We start from the raw sequence: 26,387 nt of genomic DNA on the forward strand, positions 1-26,387 counted from the left end.
ATCAATGACCTCCTGTTTTTTCACCAAATTAAAAACGCCTACTGGGATCAGTCGCGTTTGAATTGGTTTAATATGTTTTTTGGTTGTTCGGGTGTTGACTGTGGATTAGGTTCGGTTTGTTTATTTCGGAATCGTGCAAGCACGCTATTTTTAAAGTCTTCGGGATCTGTTTGAACCGGCGCAATCGGCGCACCACCCACGCTGTCTGCTAGTCCAAAATCAACCGCTTCGGACGCTGTGAACCACGTTTCATTGCTGACCATCGTTTCAATTTCGGGACGTTCTCCTTTAAAGCGCGTCATATAAATATCGATCAGCGATTGATTTAACTTGCCTAATACGACAGCTTCTTTTTCAAAGTCTTCTTTAAATCCCCACATTCCAGTCGATGCCTCATGAATCATTAGCATCCCTCCAATATTAATGATAAGCACATCGGCTGCCATTGCGATGATTGAAGCTGCTGATGCTGCCCATCCGTCAATATATATAATGATTTTTGCGGAATGTGTTTTCAGTAAATTATAAATTGCGATTCCATCAAATGCGGAACCACCCGGACTATTCAAGCGCACAATGATTTCACTGGACGTGATATTTTTAAGTGCGTTTTCAACGTCGCCAGCTGTCGTAGATTCACCGAACCAAGATTCGCCAATTTCGCCATAGATAACGATAGTTGATTGAGTATTATCCGCATTCGTTTCAGCTTTGAATTGATGCGGGACGCTTACCTTTTCATCATACTTTTCATTTTTAAATCGTCGTTTCCTTGTCATTCATTTTCACCCCCTTTCAAATGAGTTTCAGCACCCACACGCTCATAGTTCTTCGTGACAAATCGATAATCACCGTACTCTTCATCGATTGGTTCGCGACCAAGGATCTCTTGAATATCATTAATCGTGGCAGAACCGATTGCGAACAGCTTATCTACAGCGGTTGCGACCTGTCCAATATCAATTACTTTGATTTTCGATGTATCGATTTTCAAATAAGTACGCTCAGTATATTCTTGTTTGGTATACATTTTCCGATTGAATTCATCCGCTATTAATTCTGCGGGTGGTCTAATAGCAAACATCAAAAAAGAATTCGTCTGCTTTTCAACGTCTGCAAGGTCGCCTTTTAATAAGCCCCGTGGGACGTGGAAAGCCATTGCCACAAAATTAAATATATCGTCAATCAGATTATTAATATCTCGGCTGTCAGTGGAACCCATTGCAGAATTCGAATCGCTCATATCCTCGAACACATATCCGTCCTGGAGTTGAAATGCCGTGCCTTCTTTGTCGGGATCAAACCAGTTTTTTAATTGCCCCTCGAACATGGCGTCAACGGCTTCTTGCATTTCTTTCGTTTGTGCTCGTAGGAAGTCGCCTTTTATTAAAAGACGTTTGTTATTCTTGCGACGATAATATGACATTGATGAGGCAAGCAATTTCCCATAAGACTCATACAAACCGTTTATAACCTTCAACAGGTTTCTATCTTTCACCCGAATGTGGATGACATCTTTTTCGTAAAATGTTTTATCCAACTGTAATTCGCCGACTTTAACTTTTTTATACATATTCGGCTTAAATGCATACTCCATCATTTCGAATTCATCTGCTACATATAACTGATCGTCTTGCATAATGATTAAGCATTCGGTGTCGTATACATATTTACGGACGACATCATGGAAAAATTCTGTAGCGCTTTGATTGACGTTCGGTTGCACGTTTAGCAGATAATACATTTCGCCACGAATCGGCTTTCCTTTTGAATAAGTTTGAATCTCGCAACCGGACAAAGCATTCGCGATTAAGTCCACGCATGTTTCGACAGCTAATTGTTTATAGTAATACTCAACACTCAACACATAATGACAATTATCCAAGTTCAACGTATTAGTGTTTTTATTGAATATCGTCCGTGCCCAATCTACAAACCCCAAATTTTCACCCCCTTTAAAAACTGTATGATTTGAATATCTTAGCAACATTTTCGGGTGTTAGCGTTTGCGATTCTCTCAGTTCCAAATCAAATTGCAATGCATGAAGAAACGCGAAAAAGCCGTCCGTCTTACGTGTCTTCGGCTCAATTTTTTCATATGAAATATTTCCTTTGCCATCTGGTTTGGCGTAGGTGTTATTGACATACCAGCGCATCATCATGTCATCGCCGAATACAATATTTTTGTAGGAAAACATTTCCTCAATGATCGGTTGTAATTGCGTATGTGTCTTAGTTCCACTTCGCGCTATTTCTAACCTGAATCCAAATTCCTCAAACACTTCGCGCAAATGATTAATACGATATAAGTCACTAGTAATCTTTTTGATATTGTACAATTTAGATTGCTCCACAAACCATGCTGCGATAATTTCAGCCTTATTCGTTTCCTCATAGATGATCGTAACGAGCCCTTTTTCCACAGCTAATTCAATGTCTATTTTAAAATTTGTTAGCTGCAAGGAGCGGTGATTAATAAACGTGTGACCTTTCCAGTACCGCTTACCATCCTTTTTAAATAGCAATCCGACACCCACAAAGTCGCGTGTATCCGCATAGTCAATACCACCGATGCAATCAGCACCCTTGAAATCGGGAAACGGTTGATTCGTCGCGACAATCTTGTCCCAATCTGCAACGCCATCCTGTGACAGTTGAGATGGGATGTTCATACGCTTTGTCATAAATTCAATCCGTGCAGACGGCCGCTCTTTCATTCGATCATATTCAAGCACCATTTCCAGTTTCAAATCCGGCATATGTTCGATGGATGGATTAGCTTTTTCCCACATTCTCGAATCATGAACTTCCTCGGAATCATCTAACCGACAAATAAACGGGAACATTCGAGAGTTTGGTAATTCGCCGTTCAGCACACGTTCAGCTTCTTCTTTCATCTGATCAAGAAAACCGTCACGTACATTACCATCAGTAGTCAGATAGATTCTTCGAGGACGGGGTACTTTACCGAGACCAGAAGTAAATACTTTGATATTGTCTTCCGTTTCGTATGCATGAATTTCATCGAACACCACAACGCCTGGACGAAATCCATCTTTCGTTTTTGCGTTATTCGTGTAGTAACTGACTTCTGCTTTATTCTTGTAATGCCGAATAAGCTGCATCGTCTTGCGGAAATGCTTGCGGAAAATACCCCAATAATCTTCAAGTACATCTTTCAAATCGTTGAACGAGGTTTTCGCTTGACGCTCAGACGTTGCCACAATGTCTACGTTGTATCCTCGAATTTCTTGCTTGCCGATAAAATGAAACGCAAGACCTGCTAGAAATGCGTTCTTTCCTGCGCCACGTCCCATGTATAAAAGGAATTCATTAAATACTAATGATCCGTCCGTGTAAAATAATCCGAACATGCAAGCAATGACGAATTTTTGCCATTTGAAAAGCTCGAATGGAAAATACTTTTCGATGGATTCAATCGCCTCTTCTACAGCGAAATGATTAATTGTAATGTCGTCTTGGTTCAACTTACTTTTAACGAGTTCGATTAATTTATAGACATCTTCGCTCACGATTATTTCCCCACGACCAACAGCCGAGAAATAACCATGGATATATTTGTTGTATTTTAAATCAGTATGGATCATCTTCATCAGCTACTTGTCTTACCGGTTTCAGTCCCAATTCCGAAATCAACCTCAACATTTGATTATTCGTTTTTGCATATTCCGGAATGGACGGATTAATTTTAAGTCCTGTACTTGTCATTGTTTTAGCACCATTACTTTTAAAATCATCTTCAAGCGCTTTGGCCATATCCCACATAATTAAATATTTGTCCACCAAATCCACAAAATGATCTCCGGATACTCCGTCAATATTCAATTGTTCAAGTAATCCTTTTTTGATTTTATTACGCAAAACCGATACTTCGTTACTCAATTTCCTCCCCCCTTTTTAACTTCCATTTATTTACTTTCTTTTACACGTGAGGAATCCCAAAAATATATTTTTTCTTGACCTCCACTCGTTGAAGGTCCCTCCAAGTAAAAGTTAAAACTTTTGACCCGGGGGGTATGTTGTGACGAGTCACCATCGTTCTACGTTCATGAATTTCTTTTCCACCACATCTTTCAATCGTTCGTGCGCATCGTTGTGACAAGGGATGCACAGGCTTTGTAAGTTGTTTAGTTTTAACGACAAATGTGGATGAGTCTTGACCTCTTTTAAATGATGAACGTTTTGGACTCGCTTGTATCGCCCTTTACTTTTGCACACCTGGCACTCATAGTTGTCACGACGTCTTGCCTGTTCACGGACCGCAAACCACTCTTTCGACTTATAAAACTTCATGAGTTTGTCCTGTCGAATGAAGTTAATTAATTCAGTTTCACGTTTGTCCGTAATCATTTTGTGTACCTATTGATTGCCCAATATAGTAGAAGAAGCGGGATTGTCACACACACGGTCATTATCAATCCGACTACTATCATGTCATCCACGTCATGATTAGTTTCTTACCTACACCACAGCAACCAACAGCAACCTTAGTGATAGTGACGCTCCACCCACGGCGTTCGTATTCTGCAATTAGTTCAGCTTCTGTCGATTCGGTTAATGTAATTACCTCGGTGTTCTCTTGTGGTGAATCTGCTTTTACCATCTTCATCCCTCCAATTGATGTAGCTACATAACGGAGTAGCTAACCGAGATAGAATCACGCATCCTTTCTTGTGTTAGATATTTTTGAATCAGTTAGCAAGAAGGACCACCACCTTTTATATAGGTTTATTATTTACAATCAATAGCACGCATCACACCTTAGATACTGAGTTAGCAATTGCTACTCAATCGACGGTATTTTGATGCGCACTATTCAATGTAAATGCATATAAAAAAAGCCCACTCGATTGAGTAGACTTTTCATCATTAACTATTCATCTTCTTCTGAATCAATTGGCATTTTAATTGGTGTCGCTTCTTACATTCCTGCAGCAAACCCTTTGGATATTGGTTTGTTTGTCATGAGGCTATTACCACCACCTTTTATGTAATAGAAAAAACACCTCAGTGAGAGGTGCTTCATTCCTGTTTTTTATCAGATATTAACACATAGTACAATACTTTGAGATTCCTTATGGATATGGTGATTGTAATCATAAGTATAAAATACCAAACACTTAGCATAGTAATTGTGTAAATACTAGCTTTAACACATTCATTTATACCTATTACAGGGAGTATTATAATCGATAGCAAACTTATAAAAATAGAAAAGAACTGAAATACTATTGATGCGCAGAAAAAGATCATCATTACATCAAACTTCTTTGATTCTGGTAATTGATCACTTTGCTCGTCTCTTAACATCCTGATTATTTCAGAATTAGATGTAGCTAAAACTGAAATACTGGCAATACTAAATCCAGCAAGAATTGACAAGAAGGTTAATGCCGTATTGTTTAGGCTGATCAAGTTTGTTATAATCTCACCCAGCATAAGTTCCTTGCGAAACAAGTAGTATGCTATAGCAATCGCTAGCAAAGAAGGTACACCAATGTCGACTATTTTCTCAGATTTTGTCGCCGCTTTATTATATCCCCAAAACATCGAAAACGGAAAATTATTAGCTTCCCAAAATTTCCGTAAACTTTTCACAAAATTTATACCCTCCCTAAAATTTCTCTTTTTAAGATTAGATCTGAAAGCGCTGAATAGGTATCGTCTTTTAATGCGTTGTTATTATCATCAAACTTCATAGTAAGTTCATGCTTTTCCGATAATTTACTGATGTATATCGTTTTAAATTCATCCCCGTCCTTCCCCCTGACCTTGATGTTGTTTATTCCTTTTATTGGTTTAATCGACCCGCGTGGTACTATGTTCTCCACAAATTGGTTCAATCCTCCGAGCTTATCTCTTTTATACTTGGCTAGCCATTCTATTTTCACATAGTTTGCTTCGAATTCTCTTGCCGATTTTCTTGCAGCTGAGATTATTTCATTTTCATATCCAGCATCTTTTTCTGCAGCTATCTCGACTTCGAGACTAGTTACATTTATAGCTGAAATCTCATCAATAAAATCTTTCTTTAGGAGAGTGGATATTCCAAGGCTAAAGTAATTTTTCCTTTTCATTAGGTTTTCCCCAATTATATTTAAATACTCAGAAACCCTATTCCTATTAACTTTTACATCTCCTTGCAATAGCAATAGTCCATCCTTTTTCCTCAAAGCGAAATAGACATGCTTATCTTCTCCTTCTCTTTTTTTCTTATTATTCTTTCTAGTTTTCATTGTATCCACATTTCTTAGATCTCCAACTCGACCGTATTCACCTGTCACAAACCGGCCCGCAAGGTAGATTTCCTTTTTTTCGCCGACCTGAAATTCAGTTACGTCCTCTACAGCAAGAAACCAATTAGATCCATAATTTTGCTTAATATCTGCTAAATCTTCAACCATACATCTCATAAAAATTTCTTTTAAAGATTCATAATCCAAAAAATACTGGTACTCATCTTTTCCTTTAACTTTTACAATCCTAGTAAATTCTAGTTCATATGCGTAAAAATTCTTTGTTTTTGTCACCATTTTAATTTCCCCTTTAACTGTATGAATTTACTGACTCTATCATACATTAACTAGGGGACTAGGTATATCAAATGGACTAAAAAGAACACTAGTTCCGTTAATATTATATCATTTTTTCGACAATATCAAACAAAAATAACCGGCAAGTTTTAAAGGGGACTAAAAAACTCACCGGTTATATCTGATAAAATACACCCGCACAATTGACCGCGTTAGCAGCATACTTGAGTGTGTATATAAGAGGGGAAATGAGTGAGTATCGAGAAAGGCTCCAATGGCTGTAGTCGCCTGTTTTCTTTTCATCTCACAATACAATTATCGCACGTCTATCACCAAATGCTCTGCCATAATCCTGCCAAAATACTGCCATATTATTTTAAGCTTATATAATATTTTCAAGAGGGTCTATTCCGAGTCTAAGACAAATTGCAATATATTCACTTTTTTTTGTCGAGTTTTCACTGAAATATTTATTTAAAGCAATCCTAAGCTTATTTGGAAATGGAGACGCTTGAAAGATTCTTTGGATAGATTGCACTATATTATCACTTAAATCTATAATATCTAAATGTCCTATTATAGATTTAATGGAACCGTTACCAAAGTTAAAATCATTTAATAGAGGACTTTCATCCGCATAAATTAAAGATTCGTACATTCTAAAATATCCATGCCGAAGTAAATGCCCACACTCAATTTCTGTAGGGATAGCATCAGTATTATTATTAATGAAATGTATTATAGCTTCCTCTTTTTCTGTTCCCAAGTATCCATTCAATATCAAACTCGTGAATATACTAAGTTTTCCGGGAGTGCTTTTGTTTAACTTAACTCTCCATAAATTTCTTATTCCGGTAGTGTCAGAATGATAGAATGTAGAAACCTTTTCCGGATACTCTGCAAGGAAATAAAGTTCTAATTGTTCATATCCTTTAATGAATTCGATTAATTTTCTACTAATAACTGTGTTCAAGTTTATTATTTCATTCAAAAATGCCATTGCCCTTCCTTCATCAGCTGGATATATAAAACTACTCTTTGCAAACATACTATTTAGTTCAGTAATAAACTCATCAATGCTATCCTCTTGAATGGCACTTGGAATCTCCCTAATTAAATACATAAAATCGGCATCGTCTCTAGTGTAATTCAAATCAAAATGTCTCTTTATTTTTTTTGTTAACGAATCCTTACTACCTTCCACAACAAATTTTGTCAAATTAGAAATTAGAAAAAACCAAAAAGCTTCAACGTGTGAAGCTTTAATGATGTTTGGTTTAGAATGCGCGCAGTCATTTCTTCGATATCTCCAATAAATAGCTTGTTGCCGTATATCATCTGAAATATTAAATATTTTTTTATTGTCATCTCTCTTCTTAATAGCCTCATTGACTGCTGTGTCCCAGGCTTCCTCTTTCCTCAAATCTCTCTTTATACTTTCCCAAACTTGCTCTTGGTAATAATCAGGTCTTTCTGCATTCAAAATTCTTTCTTTAATAATTTGTTGAAAGCCTAAAAAAGAAAATAGTAATGCCGCTTTATATGCTGATGCTTTATAACAAGTAATACTTTCCTCAAATAGATTTTTATTTTCTATATTAAGTGACTGTAAATCTTCTATCCAATCCTCGATTGGTAATCTCATATTAAACCCTCCCTTTTTAATTACAACAATAATACTATACTTTTACAATTCCACCTAAACTACAGACAACTAAGTTTTATAACCATCCACGACCAGTAGATCTTCGGGAATTCCTTTTGAACATCTTCTGGGCCATCTCATGCATTTCATCTACAGGCTTCGAACGTATCAAATCCGATACATCTTTACTGATTATTTTTCGTTCACCCACCTTATATCCCTTTTCATTCAGTTCAACCGCAGCCTTTGTAACACTCTCCAACTCTACATATAGCTTGATGGCTGTTCCCTCAAACGTTTCTGGTACATATTCCTCAACCCTCTTAATGTAATTAGTCAACGCTTCAATTTCCTTTTTAGCTTCATCGATGGTCATTTCCATATCCTCCCTTTACTCTCCTTTGGATGTACTATAATACATAGACTGTTGCGTTCGGCATTTCCTGTAATCCCTTATTCTTTAAGGCTCTAAGTGCTTTTTTGATTATCAATGTAACATAGGCATATTTATGTGCCATATAGTCTAAAAAAGAATGGATCAGTAATCAAAGTTTCTGATTGCCTTATCCATAATATCTTGATTTATCCCTATATATCGCTTTGTTACCTCTTCTGATGAGTGACTATATAACTCTTGTAAGAGCGCTATATTCTTCGTCCGTTCATAGAAATGGTATCCAAACGTCTTCCGCATTGAGTGTGTCCCTATGCGACTTAATCCGCACTCTTCGCCCGCTGCACGAATAACACGATAGGCTGTCGTCCTGCTGATAGGTTTATTCACGCCTTTTCTAGACTTAAATAAATAATCCTCATCGTCCAGGTCCGCTATAAAGGGTTTGAGCTCTTTACGCAATTTAGGGCTGATAAGGATTTCTTTTTTCTTCAAGGTTTTCTTTTCGACCAATAATAGTCTTTCACCTAAGACGTCTTTTTTCTTGATTGGTAGCATATCAGAAATCCGCAATGTCGAGTAAATTCCAAAGACAAACAACATGTGATTACGCGCGTTCGTTCTTTTTAGATAACTTTTCATTTCTTCAATTTTTTCGATATCCCGAATTGGTTCAACGAATTTCATTGTACTGGCACCTCCTCCTTATATACTTCCACTTTGAGAGCAAAGGCCAATTTGTAGAAAGCGCGTGATTTCAAACGGAAATAATTACGTTCAGACATATTCAGCTCGGCGTACGTTTGATAATCATACAATTCCTCCGCTTCTAAATAACGTTGCACAATTATTGCCCGCTCATCCCTTGGTAACCGATTTACTGCACGTGCAAACCAATCGATAAATCGATTCCGTTCACGTTCATAGTCCACATTTGCAATAGCTGCTGATTCTGTCGATGAACCTGGTAGCCCACCTGTATTAAGAACTAGTGTGTAAGCGGCTGTAATGGATGGTAGTCTATCTAAATTTGTTTGGAGTAGGTACATTCTGTATTTTTCCAGCAACGATTCCACGGTTTCCCTTGTCGATTTACGGTCAATCTCCGGTAAAATGAATTGCATTTGCATATACATTTCCTCCCTTTTAGATAAAATAAAAAGGACGCCAAACGACACGCAGTAATTGCGTATCGTTCGACGTCCTCAGGCTTTCCGGTCTTGGACTTATTCTGTTACATTCATCATACCATGTTTTTATGTAACATGACTATATTAGATATTCTCCGACTAATTTCACTTTATGTGCTTTACCTTTCGCAGTTTGAATCGTGGTCTCGCCGTGCTGTGGGAGCTGTATAAGCTTAATAGTTCCGCTCACTCCGTCAAGCACGATGATTTTCACTTTACCCGTTTCGAGATCGGCAAATTCATTCGTTTTATGCGTATAATCTACGATATCAACATGCATTAACTCACCTCTTTCCCCAATTTCGCTCATATTCTTTTTCTAGTTTATCATCATCCATTTTTTCTAACGCTTCCCGATTCCACATCGTCCACATTAGCAGCCACTCAATCATCGAACTGCGTTGGTCCTCAGTCATTAATATTCCCATCCCTCATGATAGCTGTTTTATTATTCTTGATGTCGATTTATGTCGAACGAATGGGATTGATAATTTAATATTTTCAGATTATAATAAAGGTGGATATAGAGTAGACCCTATGGACCTAATCAACCCAAATAATCACGGGTCGCAGAAAGTGATTAATATGCAAATCAACATTACTATTACAGTAAAAGTTGACCCGCGCGCGATTAACATTCTCGTCGCGGTAGGCTCCATAGCCGCAAAACTGCTCGGTCTCTGACCGGGCTTTTTGTTTATTGCTACCCCGTACGAATGAGGTGATTACATGACAGAAAAACCAAGGCTTGTTGTTAAGAGTGAAAATGAAACCGGTTTAAATACTCACTTCTTGGATACTAAAACAAAGGAAGTAATAACCAGAGGAGATCTCGCAAAACGAATCAATAAGGGTGAATATCCTGATTACCACGTTGCAAAAGTCAGTGGTAGAAATATCATTAAATCCAACCCTGATGGTAATAAGAAAAATAACTTAGACTAAAATACGTATTGGGGTAGCAATAATATTTTCAATATCCGTAACCCTGCTTCACATGAAATCTCGCATTTTTCTCCATGTAGATTGGTTTATTTTGATTTAATTAGTCACGCCGTATGGTCGAACTGCGTACTACTAATTCTTCTTTTTATAGACATCAATGCGTTTTACAGCTTGCTCACCATGCGTTCCAGTTTCAATTTGAGAGCCGGACATACCTACTGGATAACCTCTACTCATGAGGAAATCGAAAACTTCTTTCGCTATTGCTTCGTTGTGGCAATAAATAATATACTCCATGTTTGAAAACTGTACTTCCATTTCCATTCTCCTTTCTCCTTTCTCCTTTCTACCACATATTTTGTGTCACCCGTGACTCAGTTTGGTCGAAATGCGCAGCTATGATATTACTTTTTCAAACTCTGGTATACTATCCAAAAAGGGGATGAAATTATGGATCCAATTACAATCGGAACAGCAATCGGCACTTCATTAATTACAAGTTTCGCTACTAAGGGAGACAGTGAGCCAATCAAAACACTTAACGATATTTGGTATCTCGCATTTGGGAGAATGCAGTTATTTGCTGATAAAAAACGTGCCAAAAATAAGACTTTTTTAGACGTATATCAAAATGAGTTGGTACAAGAAATATCTGCTATACCAGAAGAAAACTTAATTGAACCACCTCTGAGTATTGTTGGTCCCGCATTAAATTCAGCTCAGTATTATATTGAAGAGGAAGTACTTCGAAAGATGTTTTCTAAAATCATTTCTTCTTCAATGGATAATAGGAAAAGTTCACGGGCGCATCATGCTTTTGTCGAGATTATAAAGCAACTTTCTCCATTAGATGCTAGTAACTTAAAAGTCTTCCAACATAGAAATAAGCTACCCATTGTAAACTATGGAATTAACATAGGGTTTAATGGAAATGTTATATTTCATCCCCATGTCTTTATACACAACCAAGACTGTAACGATTCAGATGCTATTGCGAGTTCATTGATAAATTTACAGCGATTAGGTCTTATCAATATTGAGTATTCAAAGGGTTTTCTTGACGAAGAATTATACAAAGACTTTGATAGTCATGAATTATTGGATAAAATCTCCAAAATGATTGATTCCGATGAGTTTTCCGAGAACGCCGAACTGTTACGCGATGTAATTAATCTCGAGCATGTCAGTACTAGGATTGAAAAAGGCACAGTTGAAGTAACTCCGTTAGGCAAGGATTTTATATTTACCTGCCTATGAGCGGATGTTTTTTATTGCACGTAACGTTTCAATTTTAACTTGTTCAATTTCTCGTATAAAATGCTCGTCCGTTTTTTCTAGTTCATCCATAAAGTTATCAAACAATCGATGAGTAATAATTATGACTGTAATGGTAGAAAAAATAACGCTTACTATTACAGTCATCTAGTTAATTGTTTCCATCCTGTCACCTCCAATAACTTCGCAGTTTGTTTCAACGCATCACTACAAAATCAATTCACCGCGGAATAACTATCAATCGAATACGAATTACCGCACTTCTGACAATACAAACTGGAATGTTGTGAATCTCCGTCAAAGATTCTTAACGGCTTTTTAAAAGGCGTACCATCACTTTTTATTTTATAAATCCGTTCTTGCAATCTGAATTCCGCATAGGTCAATTCCGTTCCGCATTCACATTTAGGGACCCCGTAAACCATTCCATCACCCTCCCCTGTTTAGGCTGGTGTTCATCACTCATTTCGTAACCACCTTCCATCCCCGTTTTTTCATCCAAGTCAATTCCGCGTTCCCGAATTGATCATACAGCCATGCCCTTTGGATCCCTTCCAAGCGTGTCAAGAGTCGATACGGTTTATCGTTCATTGCCCTCCCTCATTTCCGTTTAGTCGTCATCCTGACATTGCCTAGCATCGTTCTTCCTGCCAGTTACGTTCGTAATTCACTTCGGGTAAGATAAATATCGGGAAATAGCAACTACATTCGTAACACGCTTTAATTTCAAGCTGTTCGTTGCCTTCCACTTGATTGTGGACTTCCATAATTTCTTTTGATTTGCAATTAGGGCATCTCATAGTACACGCTCCTTTTAAAGCGAATAATCACTGGTATTCATTCGTTCACTGCGCGTTTAACCGCTAGTAGACTACGCAATGAGTAATAGTCCATTTCATACAACGACTCACCATTCCGTCCACTAGAGACCTTCAACGCAACCAATTGGTCGATGATGTATTTCTTTTCTACTCGTTTCATACCGTTTGCCCCTTTCGATTTGCCCAATAGCGTTCTGCCATTCGGATTTTCACTTCAAGTTCGTTCATTTCGCGTTTTAGCTTGTCCGCGTCATAAGGTTTAGTTGATTGGACGAGGTAAAGTCCTGGCCCTTGAATCCAATTAGGCATATTTATTGCCTCCCAGTAGTAGTATTATCGGAACAGCAATTTTTCCAATTCCGCATTTTCGCTATCCGCTTCATCGTCACGCACAGGTTCTTCCGGCATGTATATTTCCAGTGCCATTTTTTTGATACGCTTATTAACACGACCGCCCGGATAAATCCTTTCCAACTCGTCAATTGTCACGTTTGACGTAAAGATTGTCGGTTTCCTATGTTCTAGCCGAAAATCGGTAATGTCGTAAAATATACCTTCATCAAAAACGGTTGCTTCCTTTATTGCCAAATCATCAATTACTAACAATTCAACGTTACGGAAAGTTTTGATGATGTCACTTCTTGTCGTTTCCGATGTTTTGTTCATAGTATTATGAATTTGAGTGATTAAATCGCCTGACTTAATAAAGGCGATATCAATTCCATACGTTTTCACAAGTGCATTTGCGATACTGGATGCCAGCCTTGTCTTACCGGACCCCTTGACTTTGCTATACAGATACAAGCCCTTTCCTTGCTTTTTCATAGCTTCGTAGTTAGTAACGTAATTTCCAGCTGCTTTTTTCGCCATCGCCGCTATTCCTTGATTTTCTTTCGACTTAAATTTATTAACATCATAGGACCTTACTGTTGCGTCACTAAATATCGGAGGAATGCCGGACAAGTCTAACTTTTTATCAACCTCACGTTGCTTTACCAGTTGTTCATAGCAATCACAATGGGCTAACCATTCTCCTTTTATCCAGTTGCCTTCCTCGTCTTGTTCATCCTTCTTGTTTAGACGAGACCAATCTTTAAACCACAACCATCCTTTTCCGTCACATTTCTTATACGGACATAGTTCAGACGGGATCGTCATTATCTCGATCGGATTGGATGCCAGCGATTCTCTTACGTCGTTCATTCGTTTCGCTAATACGGGATTGTCTTTCATCATGCTTTGGATCACTTCGCTCAGAGGCTTCACTGCTTGTCCCTCCTTTTTCATTTAAGTAGGATTCGAATTTTGTGCCAAATAAAGTTTCTGGTCGAAGATAACCCGACATCTTTGAATCAGTAAGCCACTGGGATGTTTTAATGTCGATAACCTTCTGAAAGTCATCAACTGTGAAACCTTCATTCAAGCGAGCTTTGATAAGTCCTTGCGTCTTCTTTCCGGATGCTCTGTAACTTGTTTTTGCTCTCTCGTTCAGATAACTAATAATTTCTTCGAAAGGAAGAGAAGGAGCGTCAGCGACAATTACTTTCTTTTTCTCTTCTTCTCTTTCTTTCTCTAGTTCTATATCTAGTTCTATATCTAGTTCTAATTCTAGTTCTGTAGAGTCATGTGACGTCACGCTAACGTCATCGCTATTACTCAATAGAAGGTTTTCGTTTTTCTTGCGTTCCCTGAACTTGCGATTTCGCTCTGCATTAAGAAGTTTCGCACGTTCCATACCCTCTATATTCTGATGTGATTCCCAATTGCTAATCTTTACTTTTCCATCATCTTTATAAATCATGCCGTAGCGTTCAAATGTGGAAATCGCTAACCGAACAGTGTTCAATGGACGATTGAAAATAGTAGCCATTTCCTCTGTATTCATAGGAATATTCTCTGTCAACATGATGTAACCTCCTGCATTCGCACGTCCTGCATGAGTTAGTAGCTTTACCCAAATGACAATCAATGTGTCGGCATCGGGTAATGCTTCAATTAATTTGATTTTTTCATTATCAAACATATCTGTTTTCAATTTAATCCATGTGATTTCACTCAAATTAGGAACTCCTTTCCGACTTGCATTACTAGGTGCTCTTATATAAAGTGATAGTAAGTATATTTAAAGAGCCCCACCAAACTCGCTGCTCTAACAGCGGGTTTTTTCAATTTTTCACGTCAATAAGTCCTAACAGGAAGGATCAATGTCCGTACCGCTTTGTCATCGTCCATGATTATCGGTTTCACCGGACCACGGAAGTGGAATGTTAATTGCTCTGAATTTAGCTTCGCGTGTGCTTCCAGTGCGTCCCTCATGTATTCAACCTGGAATGAAGTAGCCTCCATGTCCGGCTTTTGATAAACCTCGTGTGGTAATTGAATAATGAATTTGTGGACAGACAACTCGATTTCAACGTGATTTTCTTTAAAACACATTTTCGCGATACCCCTACGTTCCTTCATAATTCGCATCGTTTGATTCATCGACCTGAACAACTGCAACCACAATTTAATGTGCTCTTTCGACAAAACAATAGATTCTGTGTATTCTTCGAGACCGCTTAATTTATCCGTATCCGGGTAATGTCCTTTTGCGAAAGTAAAGTTTTTAGGGTCTACTAAGAACTCTTCTTTAAACCCATGAATATTTCTGATGTGAATCAATCTGTGACTGTCTGTAGCCACGATATCGCCGGCAACTGTATGTTGTGCAAAAAGCAAGACGGGACGACTATGTTGTGTGCTCACCCATTTCTTAACGACATCCATTGCCACCCCGTATAAATCGCCATGAACGAATTCTAAACTGCTAACTTTCCCCATGAAAATTCCTCCTTCAATTCTTTTTTATGAAATTTGTTTCGGAATCCAAGCATCTACGTAGTAAATAGCTGACTGGAGATCTTGATGCTTAACGTCTTTGTACGAAGTGACACCGAAACGGTCTTTAATTTCGCGATATAATTCACTAAACAAGCGTTTTCGAGCATCTAAATCTTTTTCAACTGCATATATTCTTGCGCCAACCGCTCTCTGCAATCTCCGTTGTTCCCCATGATCTAAAGTTATTTTATTTTCGACCATGCTTCGAATTTCGGAGACATCTTCTTTCACCTGTTCCAACTCCTCAGAAGTTTCTAGGCTTAATCGCATCGATGCTTTTAATTGTTCAGCAGCGCTTAAAATCTTAGGCGCATTTAATGTTTTCTCCATTTCTCCGAAGCGACTCACATATGCAGCGGTAAAAAGGACACCTTTTTCGCCAGTCATCTTGTTTGCGACCATATCGCACCCGGCCCGAGTGAGTAAAAAGCAGGGGCGTAGTTGATTCCTGACATCGTAATATGTGCTTTCAACAAAGAATTTCTCAGTCCCGTAATCTCGGGGCTGAAGGATTTCTAAATACTTCCTAATATCAGCAAGTAAATGGTCGTGTCTTTTATCTACCATTTCAGCGACATCTCGACTATCGGCGACTAGTTGACCATGAATAGATACCACTTTTAATTCATTCATCCCTCAACCACCTGCACTTTCCGCTGAATATACTCCCACTGGTCTGGAATGGTTGTTTTTAAATCGGCGATTTCGGCAACTGACATCACTGCAATGAATTCCACTCCACCGATTTCCGCTTTTAATTCGTAAGGATAATCAGGGCTATCATCAACTTCAATATCGAACTCCATGAATTCTATTAAAAAAGTGATAGATTCCAAATGCACGTGTGATTTGTTTGCGTTCACACTGACACCGATTACATCCCGTTCAGAATCATCCAAGATTGATTCTAGTTGCTGCACCAGTGTTGAAATTTCATATAATGATAATGCAGCAACCTCAGCACGTTTTTTCCCACTCAACCCTTTGATATTATTCATTTCATTTCCACCTCTCATTTTGATTACTTTCGTGAAGCAAAGTACAGTAGTACCAATTTCTGCTCCAGTGATAGATTGTTCCAAGCTTTTATCTTGATGGACATTGAGAATCACATCCTTTCTAAGCGCTCAATACTTCCAGTGCTTCGTTTACTTCCGCCCACAACACGCGTAACGGCTTCGTACCTTCTCCCCAAGCTCTTAATATGCCAAGCGCTATTTCCGGTTTGTCCACTGCTAGCTCAGCCAATTTAACTGGTAGATAAGCATTCATCTTAATTAAATCCTTTGGTATAACCACGACAGACAGCCCCTCGCAATATTTATAAAGTGGCACAATGTTCTTCTGGACTACAGAAATTCTGTAGTTGACCTGCAAAAAAAATGATGCTATCAAATGAAACATTTACATTTTGCGCAAATCTATAACCTTGATCCATCCGGAATACCCGACGATATTTTTCGTATTGAATGTACGTTTTCTCAGACATCCTCATACATTTAGCCATCTCAATTTGAGTTAAGCCCGTAAGGATTCTTGCTTGTTCTAAAGTGTATTTCATTCCCGCTCACCTCCTTGTATTGAATATTACTACAGATTAAATGTAGTTTCAAGTCGAAAGTACAGATAATATGTAGAATAAACAATAAATGATTATAAAGTTTCATAAATACTGTACCTTTCTACAGTATTACTGTACAATAAAACAAAGGAGGTGCTAAAGTTTGAGTGTAGGTCAAAAGATTAGGACGCTTAGAAAAAATAAACAGTTAACACAAGTGGAACTTGCGAAGATACTAAACCTTGCTCCTACTGCTGTTTCAGCTTGGGAGCGCAATGCTAATAAGCCAATGATGGATAAAATTGTAATGATGTCAGAGTTGTTTGAGGTACCAGTTACTCATTTCTTTGATTTAAAGGATGGGTTATCCAACATAATAGAGGTATCGCAACGAACTGTTCGTATTCCGGTACTTGGTGAGATCGCTTGCGGTGACCCTATCCTTGTGGAAGCGAATTATGAAGATTACCGCACAGTATTAGAAGAAAACCTTCCAGCAGGAGATTTAGTATATCTTCAAGCGAAAGGTGATTCGATGCATCCGACGATACCAAATGGCTCAATGGTATTGATACGAATTCAAGAAGAAGTGGAAAATGGCGAAATAGCAGCTGTAACATTTAATCTAAATGCTTATGCCACACTGAAGAGAGTTAAAAAGCAAAATGGCATAATTATATTGATGCCAGATAATCCATCACACGAACCAATCGTTGTTACAAGAGAAAATCCAGTAAGAATAATTGGAAAAGCGATTAGGTCCGAACAAACACTTTAATTCCAACCGGTTGCAATTAAAAAGAAAAGAGCAGTTCCTCATTCGGAATACTGCTCTTTTCTTATAGAAAGGAATATGCAGAATGTACAACGTTCTCAGAGTGGCTATCTATATCCGCGTATCATCCAAGATGCAAGAGGGTAATTTTAGTTTGAGCGCCCAAACGCACGAATTAACTAAGTACTCAAACGCCCAGGGCTGGGAAATAGTCGACGTTTACAAAGATGCCGATAGTGGAACTAAACTTGATAAAGATGGACTGGAAGCGATGTTAGACGCCATAGAAGAGGGATTAGTGGACATAGTGCTATGCATCGAACAAGATCGCCTTTCACGCCTGGACACAGTCAAATGGGAATACCTTAAAAGCGTACTTCGAGATAACGATGTTAAAATAGCTGAGCCGGGCAGTATTGTGGATTTAACTAATATAGATGACGAATTCGTATCTGATATTAAAAATCTGGTAGCGCAACGGTCGCGAAAAGACATGTTACGAAAAATGGCGCGCGGAATAAGACAGCGAACTCGCGAAGGCAAAGTTTGGGGTCCTCAACCTGAGGAATACCACTACGATAAAGCGACCGGATTATTGAATATTAATGAGAAAAGGGCCTGGATAATACCGTTCATTGACGGAAAGTACCTAACAGAAGAATTGAACCCTACTGCCATCGCAAGGGAGTTAAATAAAAGATGTAAAACCGCCGAAGGCAAAGAGTGGACTGATTCCCAAGTTGTCGATAAATTAAAACGCAAAGCGTATCACGGAGACTTTGAACGAAAATTTAAAGCTGAAACGATTACCGTGCCGAATATTTATCCGAAATTAAGAACGGAAGAAACTTTTAACCGGATACAAGCCGAGATCGAAAGAAGGTATAATTGGAAGCCCGCAGCACCTCATATACTGCGAGGTATAGATATTAATTGTGCAAATTGTAGAAATGCCTTAACCATCAGTAAGTCTACTGCCTCCGACAATAGTGGTAATCAGGAGTACATCACATACACATTAGAACACTCAGGTTATTGGAAGCAGAAGGACAAATGCAGCAGCAAGCCCTTCATTAATGTAAAACGAATCCAGCACAATTTGAAAGTTGCTGTGAAGGATATTCTTACAGACCCAGAAAAAGCGAAGCTCTATATAGATTCCGGGTTTGATGCTGACGAAGTTTCTAAATTAAGCAAAGAAATCAAGAGACTCGAAGCTCAAAAGCAAGCAGTCCAAGAAAAAACAGACCGCTTACTGGATCTGTACCTCGACGGAAAATGGTCGAAAGAACGACTTGATGGCAACCGTGTAAAATTAGCCTCCCAGCTCGCTTATTTAGAAACGGATTTAAAGGATCTGCAACAGAAACGTAAATTAATTCAAAAAAACCAACTTAATTATGATTCTGTGTCAGAGTTTCTTGCTGTGGCCGAGCGCTTTGAGGATTTGTTAGATGTGGAAGACCAGCAACGTTTATTAGGTAGCCTATTCCCTTCGGCGACCTTAGATGTCGAAAAAGAGTTAGTGACCTTACACGCCTATCTGCCGCAAGAAGTAACCGTAGATATAAAAATTAGGATTGATACGACTCAAGAGATGAGAGACCGGGAGACGTTTGAACGGTCCAAGATTCGACATGACCGAGCGCAAAAGCATTTGAACAAACATCGAGGATTAACTATGAAGGATTTAGGTTTGGCGGTTGGCCATCAACCATTTATTTTAAAGCAAGACCAGGAACGTTTCGGACCATTCAAACATTTGGCTCGTCATTGGAGCAGTCCGGAATTAAGACAAGAAAGAGTTAATGCGATAAAGAAAGAATTGGCGATAAACCCAAAAGCGAGTCTGAGAAAACTCGCAGAAGATACGGGGATATATCGAAAAATGATTAGTAAATTGATAGAGGAAGAGAGCTTGAGACCTTGATAAAGGTACCTTTATGCCTTGGTGGATAAACTAACGTATTAACATGCTTTTATTCCTCGGCATACTACGCAATGTGCTGTTAAAGAGTAGATAGTGGTCGTCTTCCCGCATCCAGTTGGACCGGTCAGTATAATTAATCCTTGCGGCTCTGATACAGCCTGGCGTAATTTATCGGCCCACTCTTTTTCAATGCATAATTCATCAATTGAAACGATTTGGTCATGCCTTTGCAATCGTATAACAACACTTTCTTTCATTTGAATCGAAGGGATTGTTGAAACTCGGAAAGAATAATTCTCACCTTGTATCTGTTTATGAAAAGAACCACTTTGGGGTTTACGCTTATCGCTAATATCGAGTGAGGATAGGAATTTGTAAAATGAAATCATGCGGCCCGCCAACTGTGGGGGAAGAATACCGGACCGGTCCAGCCTTGAATCTTTTTTGAACGACACATCATATCCTTCCTTCATAGGAACGAGATGAATGTCAGTCGCTTCGTACTTAATTGCTTTCTCTAAAAGTTGAAAACTTTTCTTCTCAACAACGTTTTCATTGTTAATCATTGAACACCCCTCTATCTTTAAGGTTGGATGAAACCCAATCCAACCCAGTTGGATGAAACCCAATCCATCCGAGGCGGATGATCTGTATCCGCCTTTTTTATCGGATAAACCGTAATTCATCCTTGGGCACAGTATACGACTTGCAAACACGTATTGGAATACTTTCCCTCAAAGCCGAATTGTGTATCCCTAGAAAGGGAACCATACTTGAAATTTGCCCCGCTTTTCGACAGCAAATATCATTTTTCGTGACAATCACCCTTATACACGTGTTTGTCACAATGAAAGAACGATTGGAGTTTACATCTGCTGTCGTTATCCCTTATAATGAATGGGAGCTTATTGTAATGTTTTATTAAGGAGGGACGCACACATGGATAACATGTTCAAGTTGATGGGCTTCTGGACAGGCATATTCGCAGTTATGTTTTATATGGGAGACATGCTGCCAGCCGCACTTCTTTTTGTTGCGAACACTGGGTTCTTCCTGCTACTCGGATATTTGAACCTGACAGAGCGGATGTACATGTACTTATTCGGAGCATATCTGATGATATTTATGGTCGGATTCAGCTACTACACAACGTTTATACACGTACCAGGCGCTGGCCACTAAAAGAAAAGTACATACAAAAAAACAGCCTTTTTTATTGGCTGTTTTTTTGTTTCATCTATTATATCGCTCAAAATCCATTCAAAAATGGATTCGAATCTTTTTCCTCTTCTGGAGTTGTCGCAGGTCCATGACCGGGATAGATGATAAAATCATCATCGAGAGAAAGTAACTTATCATGGATAGACGTCAGCAGAACCCCCGTATTCCCACCCGGCAGATCCGTCCTTCCGACTCCCTGTTGGAAAAGCGTATCGCCTACAATGGCAAAACGAGATGGTCCAAAGATATACGAAACACTTCCTGGAGAATGACCCGGCGTATGCCTCACTTCAAACTCAAATGGACCTACAGTCATCATTCCCTCATGGCTGATAAGCTTGTCGGCTTTTCTAGTGCGGACGTCAGGTAATCCCGGATACTTGGCAGAGCCGTTTAATCTAGGATCTGACAGCCACCCTTGCTCCTCTTCATGGATGTAGACCGGAATCGCATAACGGTCCCTTATACTGTCGACAGCCCCAATATGATCAAAATGCGCATGCGTCAATAAAATCGCGACAGGTGTCAACTCTTTACTTTTCACTTTATTAATAAGACGTCCACTTTCTTCACCCGGATCCATGATTAGACAATTCCCTGATTCGTCACTGATGATGTAACAGTTTGTCTGAATTGGCCCGAGCGGATATGTATTAACTTTTAACATAGTCGGCACCTCCTGTATCTTATATTACGCAATGCGAAATACGATTTCAAACAATCGTCACTATTATCACTCGACAAATTTGATTGCAAACAGTACAATAGAAGAGGAATTGCGCTAAATCGGACTTGCACATTATGTGCTGACTTCTGTATTGCTCACAACAGAACGCGGGCGAATTCAGCAGAACTTCCTATTGAAAGGAGTGTCTTCCCTATGAACTTATTGATGATTATTTTTGGACTCATTGCAATTTTAGCGGTGGTCGGTACTGTCCAAGCATTCAAAGAACGTAACGTTTTAAGTATTCTGTTCAATCTTGGAGCTGCAGTCGTTTTTGGAGGCTTCACAATTGCTACACTTGTTTTCCAAGGATTCCCACCAACTCTATAATCGAGAAAGTGTAAGTCTAAACTTGGACAATAAAAAACATCCTTTGTGTAATACACAAAGGATGTTTTTTTCCCTGGAGTTAATAAATTCTTGGGCTTTATGTAGCTTGTAACAAGATGGTTGTACAGGCTAGTTCCAACCGCTAGCTATTTGTCTCATCACAGGGGTTATTTTCACTCAGGAAACGTTAACCATGTCGTCTCCGTCTTCTTTTTTATATCAATCAATTTTTCCGCGGAGTAACCAGTTAAACACTTTTGCCCTGACGGTGAACACCGAAGAACCCCCGCTGCAATATCATCAGCTACAACGTCTTGACGACCTTCTCTTACGCGAATAAGTCGAAATGGCGATTGTAGTTCGTCGAGTTGCCCGCCCTTGTCAGGAGCAGGCAGGAATACGGTCTCATTTGAACCCCATTCAATTTCTGGTATAACCCATTCCGAATAATTACTAATGACTGGCATCGTCCATTCCGATTGAATCAAACCATCCCTACTTAGGATGGCGTAGTGCGCATCCTTGTCCTCATTTATTCGTACAGCGAGTAAAGTATCTTTATATGTATCAAAATAAACAACACCGCTTATATCTAGCTGTCCCCATTTCCCAGTCAGAATTTCAAATGTATGTATCTCCCCACCATCAAGCACGTGGCCATCCACAAATCCTATAGCAATTTTATCCATGCCTAGCCATTTCGGAAAAGGATCTTCGATCGCCAGCAAATCCAAACTCTCTTTTTTTCCATTATACATAAATAAATCAAACGTCCAATCTTGATGAAAAGCCGTGAAAAGAATAAGAGAAGGGTCGATATCGTTCCATTCAATCTCCAGTTCAGTAGAGGCAACTAAAACCTCATGTTTTACCGTACCATCCATAGTCACTATTTTAATCCTTGCAGATGTAGACTTGTCGCTTGTATGTAGTAATAGATAATTTTTTGAAGGGTGAATCAGGACATCGATGATCATAGAGTCATCTTCATATAACGTATCCGTTTGACCTGTGTCAAAATCAAAACTATTCACTTGATAAAGCCCATCTTCCTTTTCAACGTAGATAACTTTTGACTCAGATAACCAGTTCGCAACGAAATGGAACTTCGCAGGATCAGCAACTAACGATTTACTAATTTCCTCTTTAATAAGTTCACTATTTCCTGGTTGTTCATTGGCTGTTAGACCCTCGGCAATCTCATTCGTCTTCTCTGAACAGCCTGCTATTAACAGGACTGCTGCACAATAGATGAACACTCTTCTTCTCACCGCGCCTCCCCCTTTCCCTATTTAAACTAAAAAAAGGCTGCACGGAAAGTTCCGTGCAGAACCTTATCATTCTTTACTTTTACTGTTTATTTCCGGTGATTGTTCCTGTTCTTCCTTGAATCTGAGCAAATCTCCATTAATGATCATATCGGAGTAATTTAGCTCAGTAGCGGCACGTTCTATAAACGGCTCACATTCAGCTTTATCAGTTTCTTCACCAGTTTCACTATCGTAACAGACCTCTTGCGCGTAAACATTTTTATCAGTTACAAAACGCCCATCACGGAAAATAGTAAACGGTTCATGATCAGGTGAGAAAATATCCGAACCAAGATACATATCGTCTTTTGTTTCAAGTCCCATTAGATGAAGAATAGTAGGCTTCAAGTCGATTTGTCCTGAAACTTCATCAATTGTCTTCCCTTTCCCGTAACCTGGAATGTGGATGTACAACGGAACCCTTTGTAATTTCGCATTATCATAAGGCGTTATTTCTTTATCTAAATACATACCCATTGCCTTGTTATGATTCTCGGAGATACCATAATGGTCTCCGTACATAACAATGATTGAATTATCATACAATCCGCTTGCTTTCAAGTCTTCGAAAAGAACTTTGATTGCCTCATCCATATAGCGTACTGTTTGGAAATACTTGTTCAACGTATTTGAATTTGATGTATATTCAGGAATAAGTTTATCTTCTTCATCTAAATCAAATGGGTGATGGTTAGTTAATGTAATCAATCGAGAATAGAATGGCTGTGGCATTTCTTTCATCAACTCTACCGATTGGTCAATGAACGGGATATCTTTCATGCCCCAGTTAACCGCTTCTCCTTCACCGATTGTGTAACTTTCGATATCGTAAAACTTATCGATACCTAGGGCACCATACATGATATCGCGGTTCCAAAAACTTCGGTTATTTGCGTGCATTACATTCGTGAAATAGTCATTCTCACCTAGCTGAGCTGCCATCGATTGGTAAGTGTTTCCACTATGTGTGAAAAATACAGCACTCCCATTTCTCGGATACAGCGAGTTTTCAAGAATAAATTCAGAATCCGACGTCTTCCCTAACCCAGTGTTGTGATAAAACTCTGGGAAATAGAACGTATCTGGATCCTTCGATAATTCATTCAAAAACGGTGTAATGACCTGTCCATCCATTTCCTCATTAATAACGAACGATTGCAAGGATTCTAGTGATATCGCAATGATATTACGCCCTTTCGCAACTCCATACATCTCAGGATTGGGAGCTGCGTAGTTCGCATTGATATAGTTACCCACTTCTACTAATTCACTGCCATCCGCAAGCGCACGCTGGGCATGAGATTTGGATTGAATGAACAAATCATAAATGTGGTAATTATATGTTCCGATATTTTTCACAAGAAGTTCTCTATCAAAACTGCGTGTTAATAGTTGTGGTCTTTCCATTTCCGCCAAACCAAGGTTCACCATCATAACCGCAGCAGTCATGACGAAGTAAAGTTTACGTCCGATTTTATTTCGTTGTCCAACTTCATCATTCTTAGGTATAAATCGGATTGCTAAATAGATAATGAGCACATCTATGAAAAAGAATATGTCCGTAATATGCAAATTGGCAGTAACTGAAGATGATAGATCTCCGAAATTACTTGTTTGGAACAAGACTGGCACGGTAATAAAATCATTGAAAAACCTGTAAAACACTGCGTTACTAAACATAATAATTGAAGTCATTATACTTACCGTTAGTATATAAAAATTACGTCTTTTAGTACTCTTGAAGAATAGCGCAATACCATAAACGAATAAAAGGAAACTAAGAGGATTCAGAAATAGAATGAATTCCTGCATTATATTATCGATTTTCATACTGAAACTTGTAAGATAACCGAAATATGTTGTCAACCAAGTCGCCACTATTGCTACTACGAGTACGGAATGTTTTGACCTTATTATTTTGTTCATTCCATCTCTTCCTTTCGAAAATAGATTCACATAAAATAACGTTCAAACTAAATCTTACTACATAATAGACGGAGTAGCTGAAGATAAGTTTCACAAATTACCAAAATAAGTCCAAATGTACAATGATATTAAGTCTATCCTTATAGTTTTGCTGTTTCACTACGCAAAATTAGCACCGCTATCAAATAGTCTTCCTTCATCAGCAGTCCATTGTCATAAAGATCTTTCACTTCTGATTGCACCATATCGATATCGTCTTTTCGATTTCCCGTATAGACATAAATTCCGAAACGTCTCAGCAATTGGAGGACACCTAGATAGTCTTTCATTTACAAGTAATCTCTTTTTCTTCAGTAACTATTTTGTTGACAGGAATATCGTGACCTTCAACAGGTATCCTATGACTCGTTTGGACTGCAAATGCTAACGACAATGTAGAACCGTTGTAATCTGACATGTAACGGTCATAATACCCTCCACCGAAACCAATTCTGTATCCTTCGTCCGAAAAGACCACACCAGGTACGATTTGCAAATCAATTTCATTTTTCTCAACCGACAGTGTTTCATCGACTATCGGCTCAAAAAGACCCATATAGACCCTTTCCAAACTATCATATGTTGTAATAAGTCGAAAATCCATCTTGCGGGTTGCATGGATGCATTTAGGTACAGCAATTCGTTTTCCAGCTGCCCAAGCCGCTTCGATAAGCGGGCGTGTGTCCACTTCGGGGTAACGAGAAATCGTTACCCCGATTGTATCCGCACTTCGAAATTCATCTGATGCAAGCACCTTGTCTGTAATCACCAAAGATTTTATTAGATGTTCAGTTCGTTTTATATTATTCAATGCGCCAAACACTTGATTCTTCAAAATCTCTTTACTCATCTAGCATCCCC

At 38.7% G+C, this 26,387-nt stretch carries 39 protein-coding genes; 6 read left to right on the forward strand and 33 right to left on the reverse strand.

What is annotated here, in order from left to right:
- Nucleotides 1–47: 47 nt before the first annotated feature.
- The 14 genes from I2484_RS04010 to I2484_RS04075 form a co-directional block, all read right to left on the reverse strand.
- Nucleotides 48–779, reverse strand: a complete 732-nt coding sequence (locus I2484_RS04010) for a head maturation protease, ClpP-related (RefSeq protein ID WP_207149750.1) — start codon at nucleotides 777–779, stop codon at nucleotides 48–50.
- Complete coding sequence (locus I2484_RS04015) at nucleotides 776–1,942, reverse strand: phage portal protein (RefSeq protein ID WP_255551061.1); 1,167 nt, start codon at nucleotides 1,940–1,942, stop codon at nucleotides 776–778. The genes I2484_RS04010 and I2484_RS04015 overlap by 4 nt, the downstream gene beginning before the upstream one ends.
- A 13-nt stretch (nucleotides 1,943–1,955) precedes the next feature.
- On the reverse strand, nucleotides 1,956–3,614 hold the full coding sequence (locus tag I2484_RS04020) for a terminase TerL endonuclease subunit (RefSeq protein ID WP_255551063.1): 1,659 nt from the start codon (nucleotides 3,612–3,614) through the stop codon (nucleotides 1,956–1,958).
- Nucleotides 3,595–3,903 carry a P27 family phage terminase small subunit gene (locus tag I2484_RS04025; RefSeq protein WP_207149752.1) on the reverse strand — a complete coding sequence of 103 codons (309 nt, stop codon included), beginning with the start codon at nucleotides 3,901–3,903 and terminating at the stop codon, nucleotides 3,595–3,597. The genes I2484_RS04020 and I2484_RS04025 overlap by 20 nt, the downstream gene beginning before the upstream one ends.
- A 147-nt stretch (nucleotides 3,904–4,050) precedes the next feature.
- On the reverse strand, nucleotides 4,051–4,371 hold the full coding sequence (locus tag I2484_RS04030) for an HNH endonuclease (RefSeq protein WP_255551065.1): 321 nt from the start codon (nucleotides 4,369–4,371) through the stop codon (nucleotides 4,051–4,053).
- 79 nt (nucleotides 4,372–4,450) lie between these two features.
- Nucleotides 4,451–4,624, reverse strand: coding sequence for a hypothetical protein (locus I2484_RS04035; RefSeq protein ID WP_207149753.1), 174 nt, complete (start codon nucleotides 4,622–4,624; stop codon nucleotides 4,451–4,453).
- Between the two features lie 419 nt (nucleotides 4,625–5,043).
- The gene (locus tag I2484_RS04040) at nucleotides 5,044–5,619 is read right to left on the reverse strand and encodes a hypothetical protein (protein ID WP_207149754.1); all 576 of its coding nucleotides are present in this window, start codon (nucleotides 5,617–5,619) and stop codon (nucleotides 5,044–5,046) included.
- A gap of 5 nt (nucleotides 5,620–5,624) precedes the next feature.
- Entirely contained in the window at nucleotides 5,625–6,554 is a 930-nt protein-coding gene (locus tag I2484_RS04045; protein ID WP_207149755.1) for a hypothetical protein, read from the reverse strand.
- A 382-nt stretch (nucleotides 6,555–6,936) separates the two neighbouring features.
- Nucleotides 6,937–8,199 carry a hypothetical protein gene (locus tag I2484_RS04050; RefSeq protein ID WP_207149756.1) on the reverse strand — a complete coding sequence of 421 codons (1,263 nt, stop codon included), beginning with the start codon at nucleotides 8,197–8,199 and terminating at the stop codon, nucleotides 6,937–6,939.
- 76 nt (nucleotides 8,200–8,275) lie between these two features.
- Nucleotides 8,276–8,575 (reverse strand): hypothetical protein, encoded by a 300-nt coding sequence (locus I2484_RS04055; RefSeq protein WP_207149757.1) that lies wholly within the window; start codon nucleotides 8,573–8,575, stop codon nucleotides 8,276–8,278.
- Nucleotides 8,576–8,737: 162 nt separating this feature from the next.
- Complete coding sequence (locus I2484_RS04060; RefSeq protein ID WP_207149758.1) at nucleotides 8,738–9,280, reverse strand: site-specific integrase; 543 nt, start codon at nucleotides 9,278–9,280, stop codon at nucleotides 8,738–8,740.
- On the reverse strand, nucleotides 9,277–9,723 hold the full coding sequence (locus I2484_RS04065) for an ArpU family phage packaging/lysis transcriptional regulator (RefSeq protein WP_346014152.1): 447 nt from the start codon (nucleotides 9,721–9,723) through the stop codon (nucleotides 9,277–9,279). Before I2484_RS04065 ends, I2484_RS04060 begins: the two co-directional genes overlap by 4 nt.
- A gap of 139 nt (nucleotides 9,724–9,862) precedes the next feature.
- Nucleotides 9,863–10,063 carry an XtrA/YqaO family protein gene (locus I2484_RS04070; RefSeq protein WP_207149760.1) on the reverse strand — a complete coding sequence of 67 codons (201 nt, stop codon included), beginning with the start codon at nucleotides 10,061–10,063 and terminating at the stop codon, nucleotides 9,863–9,865.
- A 4-nt stretch (nucleotides 10,064–10,067) separates the two neighbouring features.
- Nucleotides 10,068–10,199, reverse strand: a complete 132-nt coding sequence (locus tag I2484_RS04075; RefSeq protein ID WP_207149761.1) for a BH0509 family protein — start codon at nucleotides 10,197–10,199, stop codon at nucleotides 10,068–10,070.
- 313 nt (nucleotides 10,200–10,512) lie between these two features.
- Between I2484_RS04075 and I2484_RS04080 the strand changes: the two genes are divergently transcribed.
- Entirely contained in the window at nucleotides 10,513–10,728 is a 216-nt protein-coding gene (locus tag I2484_RS04080) for a DUF3892 domain-containing protein (protein ID WP_207149762.1), read from the forward strand.
- A gap of 132 nt (nucleotides 10,729–10,860) precedes the next feature.
- Here I2484_RS04080 and I2484_RS04085 read toward each other — a convergent pair whose 3' ends face one another.
- On the reverse strand, nucleotides 10,861–11,052 hold the full coding sequence (locus I2484_RS04085; protein ID WP_207149763.1) for a hypothetical protein: 192 nt from the start codon (nucleotides 11,050–11,052) through the stop codon (nucleotides 10,861–10,863).
- A 126-nt stretch (nucleotides 11,053–11,178) separates the two neighbouring features.
- Between I2484_RS04085 and I2484_RS04090 the strand changes: the two genes are divergently transcribed.
- Nucleotides 11,179–11,985 (forward strand): DUF4393 domain-containing protein, encoded by an 807-nt coding sequence (locus tag I2484_RS04090; RefSeq protein ID WP_207149764.1) that lies wholly within the window; start codon nucleotides 11,179–11,181, stop codon nucleotides 11,983–11,985.
- Here I2484_RS04090 and I2484_RS04095 read toward each other — a convergent pair.
- The 12 genes from I2484_RS04095 to I2484_RS04145 all read right to left on the reverse strand — a co-directional run bounded on the left by I2484_RS04095 (nucleotide 11,980) and on the right by I2484_RS04145 (nucleotide 17,268).
- The gene (locus tag I2484_RS04095; protein WP_207149765.1) at nucleotides 11,980–12,150 is read right to left on the reverse strand and encodes a hypothetical protein; all 171 of its coding nucleotides are present in this window, start codon (nucleotides 12,148–12,150) and stop codon (nucleotides 11,980–11,982) included. The two genes, I2484_RS04090 and I2484_RS04095, sit on opposite strands and share 6 nt — an antisense overlap.
- A gap of 68 nt (nucleotides 12,151–12,218) precedes the next feature.
- A complete protein-coding gene (locus tag I2484_RS04100) occupies nucleotides 12,219–12,428 on the reverse strand; it encodes a hypothetical protein (protein ID WP_207149766.1) in 210 nt (69 codons plus the stop codon).
- 207 nt (nucleotides 12,429–12,635) lie between these two features.
- Nucleotides 12,636–12,803 carry a hypothetical protein gene (locus I2484_RS04105; RefSeq protein WP_207149767.1) on the reverse strand — a complete coding sequence of 56 codons (168 nt, stop codon included), beginning with the start codon at nucleotides 12,801–12,803 and terminating at the stop codon, nucleotides 12,636–12,638.
- 37 nt (nucleotides 12,804–12,840) lie between these two features.
- On the reverse strand, nucleotides 12,841–12,984 hold the full coding sequence (locus I2484_RS04110; RefSeq protein WP_207149768.1) for a hypothetical protein: 144 nt from the start codon (nucleotides 12,982–12,984) through the stop codon (nucleotides 12,841–12,843).
- Nucleotides 12,981–13,133, reverse strand: a complete 153-nt coding sequence (locus I2484_RS04115; RefSeq protein WP_207149769.1) for a hypothetical protein — start codon at nucleotides 13,131–13,133, stop codon at nucleotides 12,981–12,983. The genes I2484_RS04110 and I2484_RS04115 overlap by 4 nt, the downstream gene beginning before the upstream one ends.
- 24 nt (nucleotides 13,134–13,157) lie before the next feature.
- A complete protein-coding gene (locus tag I2484_RS21355; protein WP_255551095.1) occupies nucleotides 13,158–14,081 on the reverse strand; it encodes an ATP-binding protein in 924 nt (307 codons plus the stop codon).
- Complete coding sequence (locus tag I2484_RS04120; RefSeq protein WP_207149770.1) at nucleotides 13,966–14,883, reverse strand: phage replisome organizer N-terminal domain-containing protein; 918 nt, start codon at nucleotides 14,881–14,883, stop codon at nucleotides 13,966–13,968. Before I2484_RS04120 ends, I2484_RS21355 begins: the two co-directional genes overlap by 116 nt.
- A gap of 119 nt (nucleotides 14,884–15,002) precedes the next feature.
- The gene (locus I2484_RS04125; RefSeq protein ID WP_207149771.1) at nucleotides 15,003–15,647 is read right to left on the reverse strand and encodes a beta clamp domain-containing protein; all 645 of its coding nucleotides are present in this window, start codon (nucleotides 15,645–15,647) and stop codon (nucleotides 15,003–15,005) included.
- A gap of 24 nt (nucleotides 15,648–15,671) precedes the next feature.
- Nucleotides 15,672–16,340 (reverse strand): Rha family transcriptional regulator, encoded by a 669-nt coding sequence (locus I2484_RS04130; protein WP_207149772.1) that lies wholly within the window; start codon nucleotides 16,338–16,340, stop codon nucleotides 15,672–15,674.
- Entirely contained in the window at nucleotides 16,337–16,705 is a 369-nt protein-coding gene (locus tag I2484_RS04135) for a hypothetical protein (protein WP_207149773.1), read from the reverse strand. The genes I2484_RS04130 and I2484_RS04135 overlap by 4 nt, the downstream gene beginning before the upstream one ends.
- Nucleotides 16,706–16,826: 121 nt before the next feature.
- Complete coding sequence (locus tag I2484_RS04140; protein WP_207149774.1) at nucleotides 16,827–17,006, reverse strand: hypothetical protein; 180 nt, start codon at nucleotides 17,004–17,006, stop codon at nucleotides 16,827–16,829.
- Between the two features lie 22 nt (nucleotides 17,007–17,028).
- Nucleotides 17,029–17,268 carry a helix-turn-helix transcriptional regulator gene (locus I2484_RS04145; protein WP_207149775.1) on the reverse strand — a complete coding sequence of 80 codons (240 nt, stop codon included), beginning with the start codon at nucleotides 17,266–17,268 and terminating at the stop codon, nucleotides 17,029–17,031.
- A gap of 163 nt (nucleotides 17,269–17,431) precedes the next feature.
- Between I2484_RS04145 and I2484_RS04150 the strand changes: the two genes are divergently transcribed.
- Both I2484_RS04150 and I2484_RS04155 read left to right on the forward strand, forming a co-directional pair.
- Nucleotides 17,432–18,046: a helix-turn-helix domain-containing protein gene (locus tag I2484_RS04150; RefSeq protein ID WP_207149776.1), complete on the forward strand. Its 615-nt coding sequence runs from the start codon at nucleotides 17,432–17,434 to the stop codon at nucleotides 18,044–18,046.
- 82 nt (nucleotides 18,047–18,128) lie between these two features.
- Nucleotides 18,129–19,973, forward strand: coding sequence for a recombinase family protein (locus I2484_RS04155; protein ID WP_207149777.1), 1,845 nt, complete (start codon nucleotides 18,129–18,131; stop codon nucleotides 19,971–19,973).
- A gap of 38 nt (nucleotides 19,974–20,011) precedes the next feature.
- Here the strand turns inward: I2484_RS04155 and I2484_RS04160 are convergent, their stop codons facing one another.
- Nucleotides 20,012–20,539, reverse strand: coding sequence for an ATPase, T2SS/T4P/T4SS family (locus I2484_RS04160; RefSeq protein WP_207149778.1), 528 nt, complete (start codon nucleotides 20,537–20,539; stop codon nucleotides 20,012–20,014).
- A gap of 373 nt (nucleotides 20,540–20,912) precedes the next feature.
- Between I2484_RS04160 and I2484_RS04165 the strand changes: the two genes are divergently transcribed.
- Entirely contained in the window at nucleotides 20,913–21,155 is a 243-nt protein-coding gene (locus I2484_RS04165; protein ID WP_067210178.1) for a DUF2626 domain-containing protein, read from the forward strand.
- 67 nt (nucleotides 21,156–21,222) lie between these two features.
- Here the strand turns inward: I2484_RS04165 and I2484_RS04170 are convergent, their stop codons facing one another.
- Nucleotides 21,223–21,861 (reverse strand): MBL fold metallo-hydrolase, encoded by a 639-nt coding sequence (locus I2484_RS04170; RefSeq protein WP_207149779.1) that lies wholly within the window; start codon nucleotides 21,859–21,861, stop codon nucleotides 21,223–21,225.
- 213 nt (nucleotides 21,862–22,074) lie between these two features.
- Between I2484_RS04170 and I2484_RS04175 the strand changes: the two genes are divergently transcribed.
- A complete protein-coding gene (locus I2484_RS04175) occupies nucleotides 22,075–22,251 on the forward strand; it encodes a DUF2759 family protein (protein ID WP_082786602.1) in 177 nt (58 codons plus the stop codon).
- Between the two features lie 173 nt (nucleotides 22,252–22,424).
- On the opposite strand, the gene I2484_RS04180 is transcribed toward I2484_RS04175, so the two are convergent.
- The 4 genes from I2484_RS04180 to I2484_RS04195 all read right to left on the reverse strand — a co-directional run bounded on the left by I2484_RS04180 (nucleotide 22,425) and on the right by I2484_RS04195 (nucleotide 26,376).
- A complete protein-coding gene (locus tag I2484_RS04180) occupies nucleotides 22,425–23,522 on the reverse strand; it encodes a YqgU-like beta propeller domain-containing protein (RefSeq protein WP_207149780.1) in 1,098 nt (365 codons plus the stop codon).
- Between the two features lie 66 nt (nucleotides 23,523–23,588).
- A complete protein-coding gene (locus I2484_RS04185) occupies nucleotides 23,589–25,487 on the reverse strand; it encodes an LTA synthase family protein (protein WP_207149781.1) in 1,899 nt (632 codons plus the stop codon).
- 140 nt (nucleotides 25,488–25,627) lie between these two features.
- Nucleotides 25,628–25,816 (reverse strand): YqgQ family protein, encoded by a 189-nt coding sequence (locus I2484_RS04190; protein ID WP_207149782.1) that lies wholly within the window; start codon nucleotides 25,814–25,816, stop codon nucleotides 25,628–25,630.
- Nucleotides 25,813–26,376: a 5-formyltetrahydrofolate cyclo-ligase gene (locus tag I2484_RS04195; protein WP_207149783.1), complete on the reverse strand. Its 564-nt coding sequence runs from the start codon at nucleotides 26,374–26,376 to the stop codon at nucleotides 25,813–25,815. Before I2484_RS04195 ends, I2484_RS04190 begins: the two co-directional genes overlap by 4 nt.
- Between the last annotated feature and the right edge of the window lie 11 nt (nucleotides 26,377–26,387).

It is taken from the genome of Sporosarcina sp. E16_8 (assembly GCF_017347095.1).
GTDB lineage: Bacteria > Bacillota > Bacilli > Bacillales_A > Planococcaceae > Sporosarcina.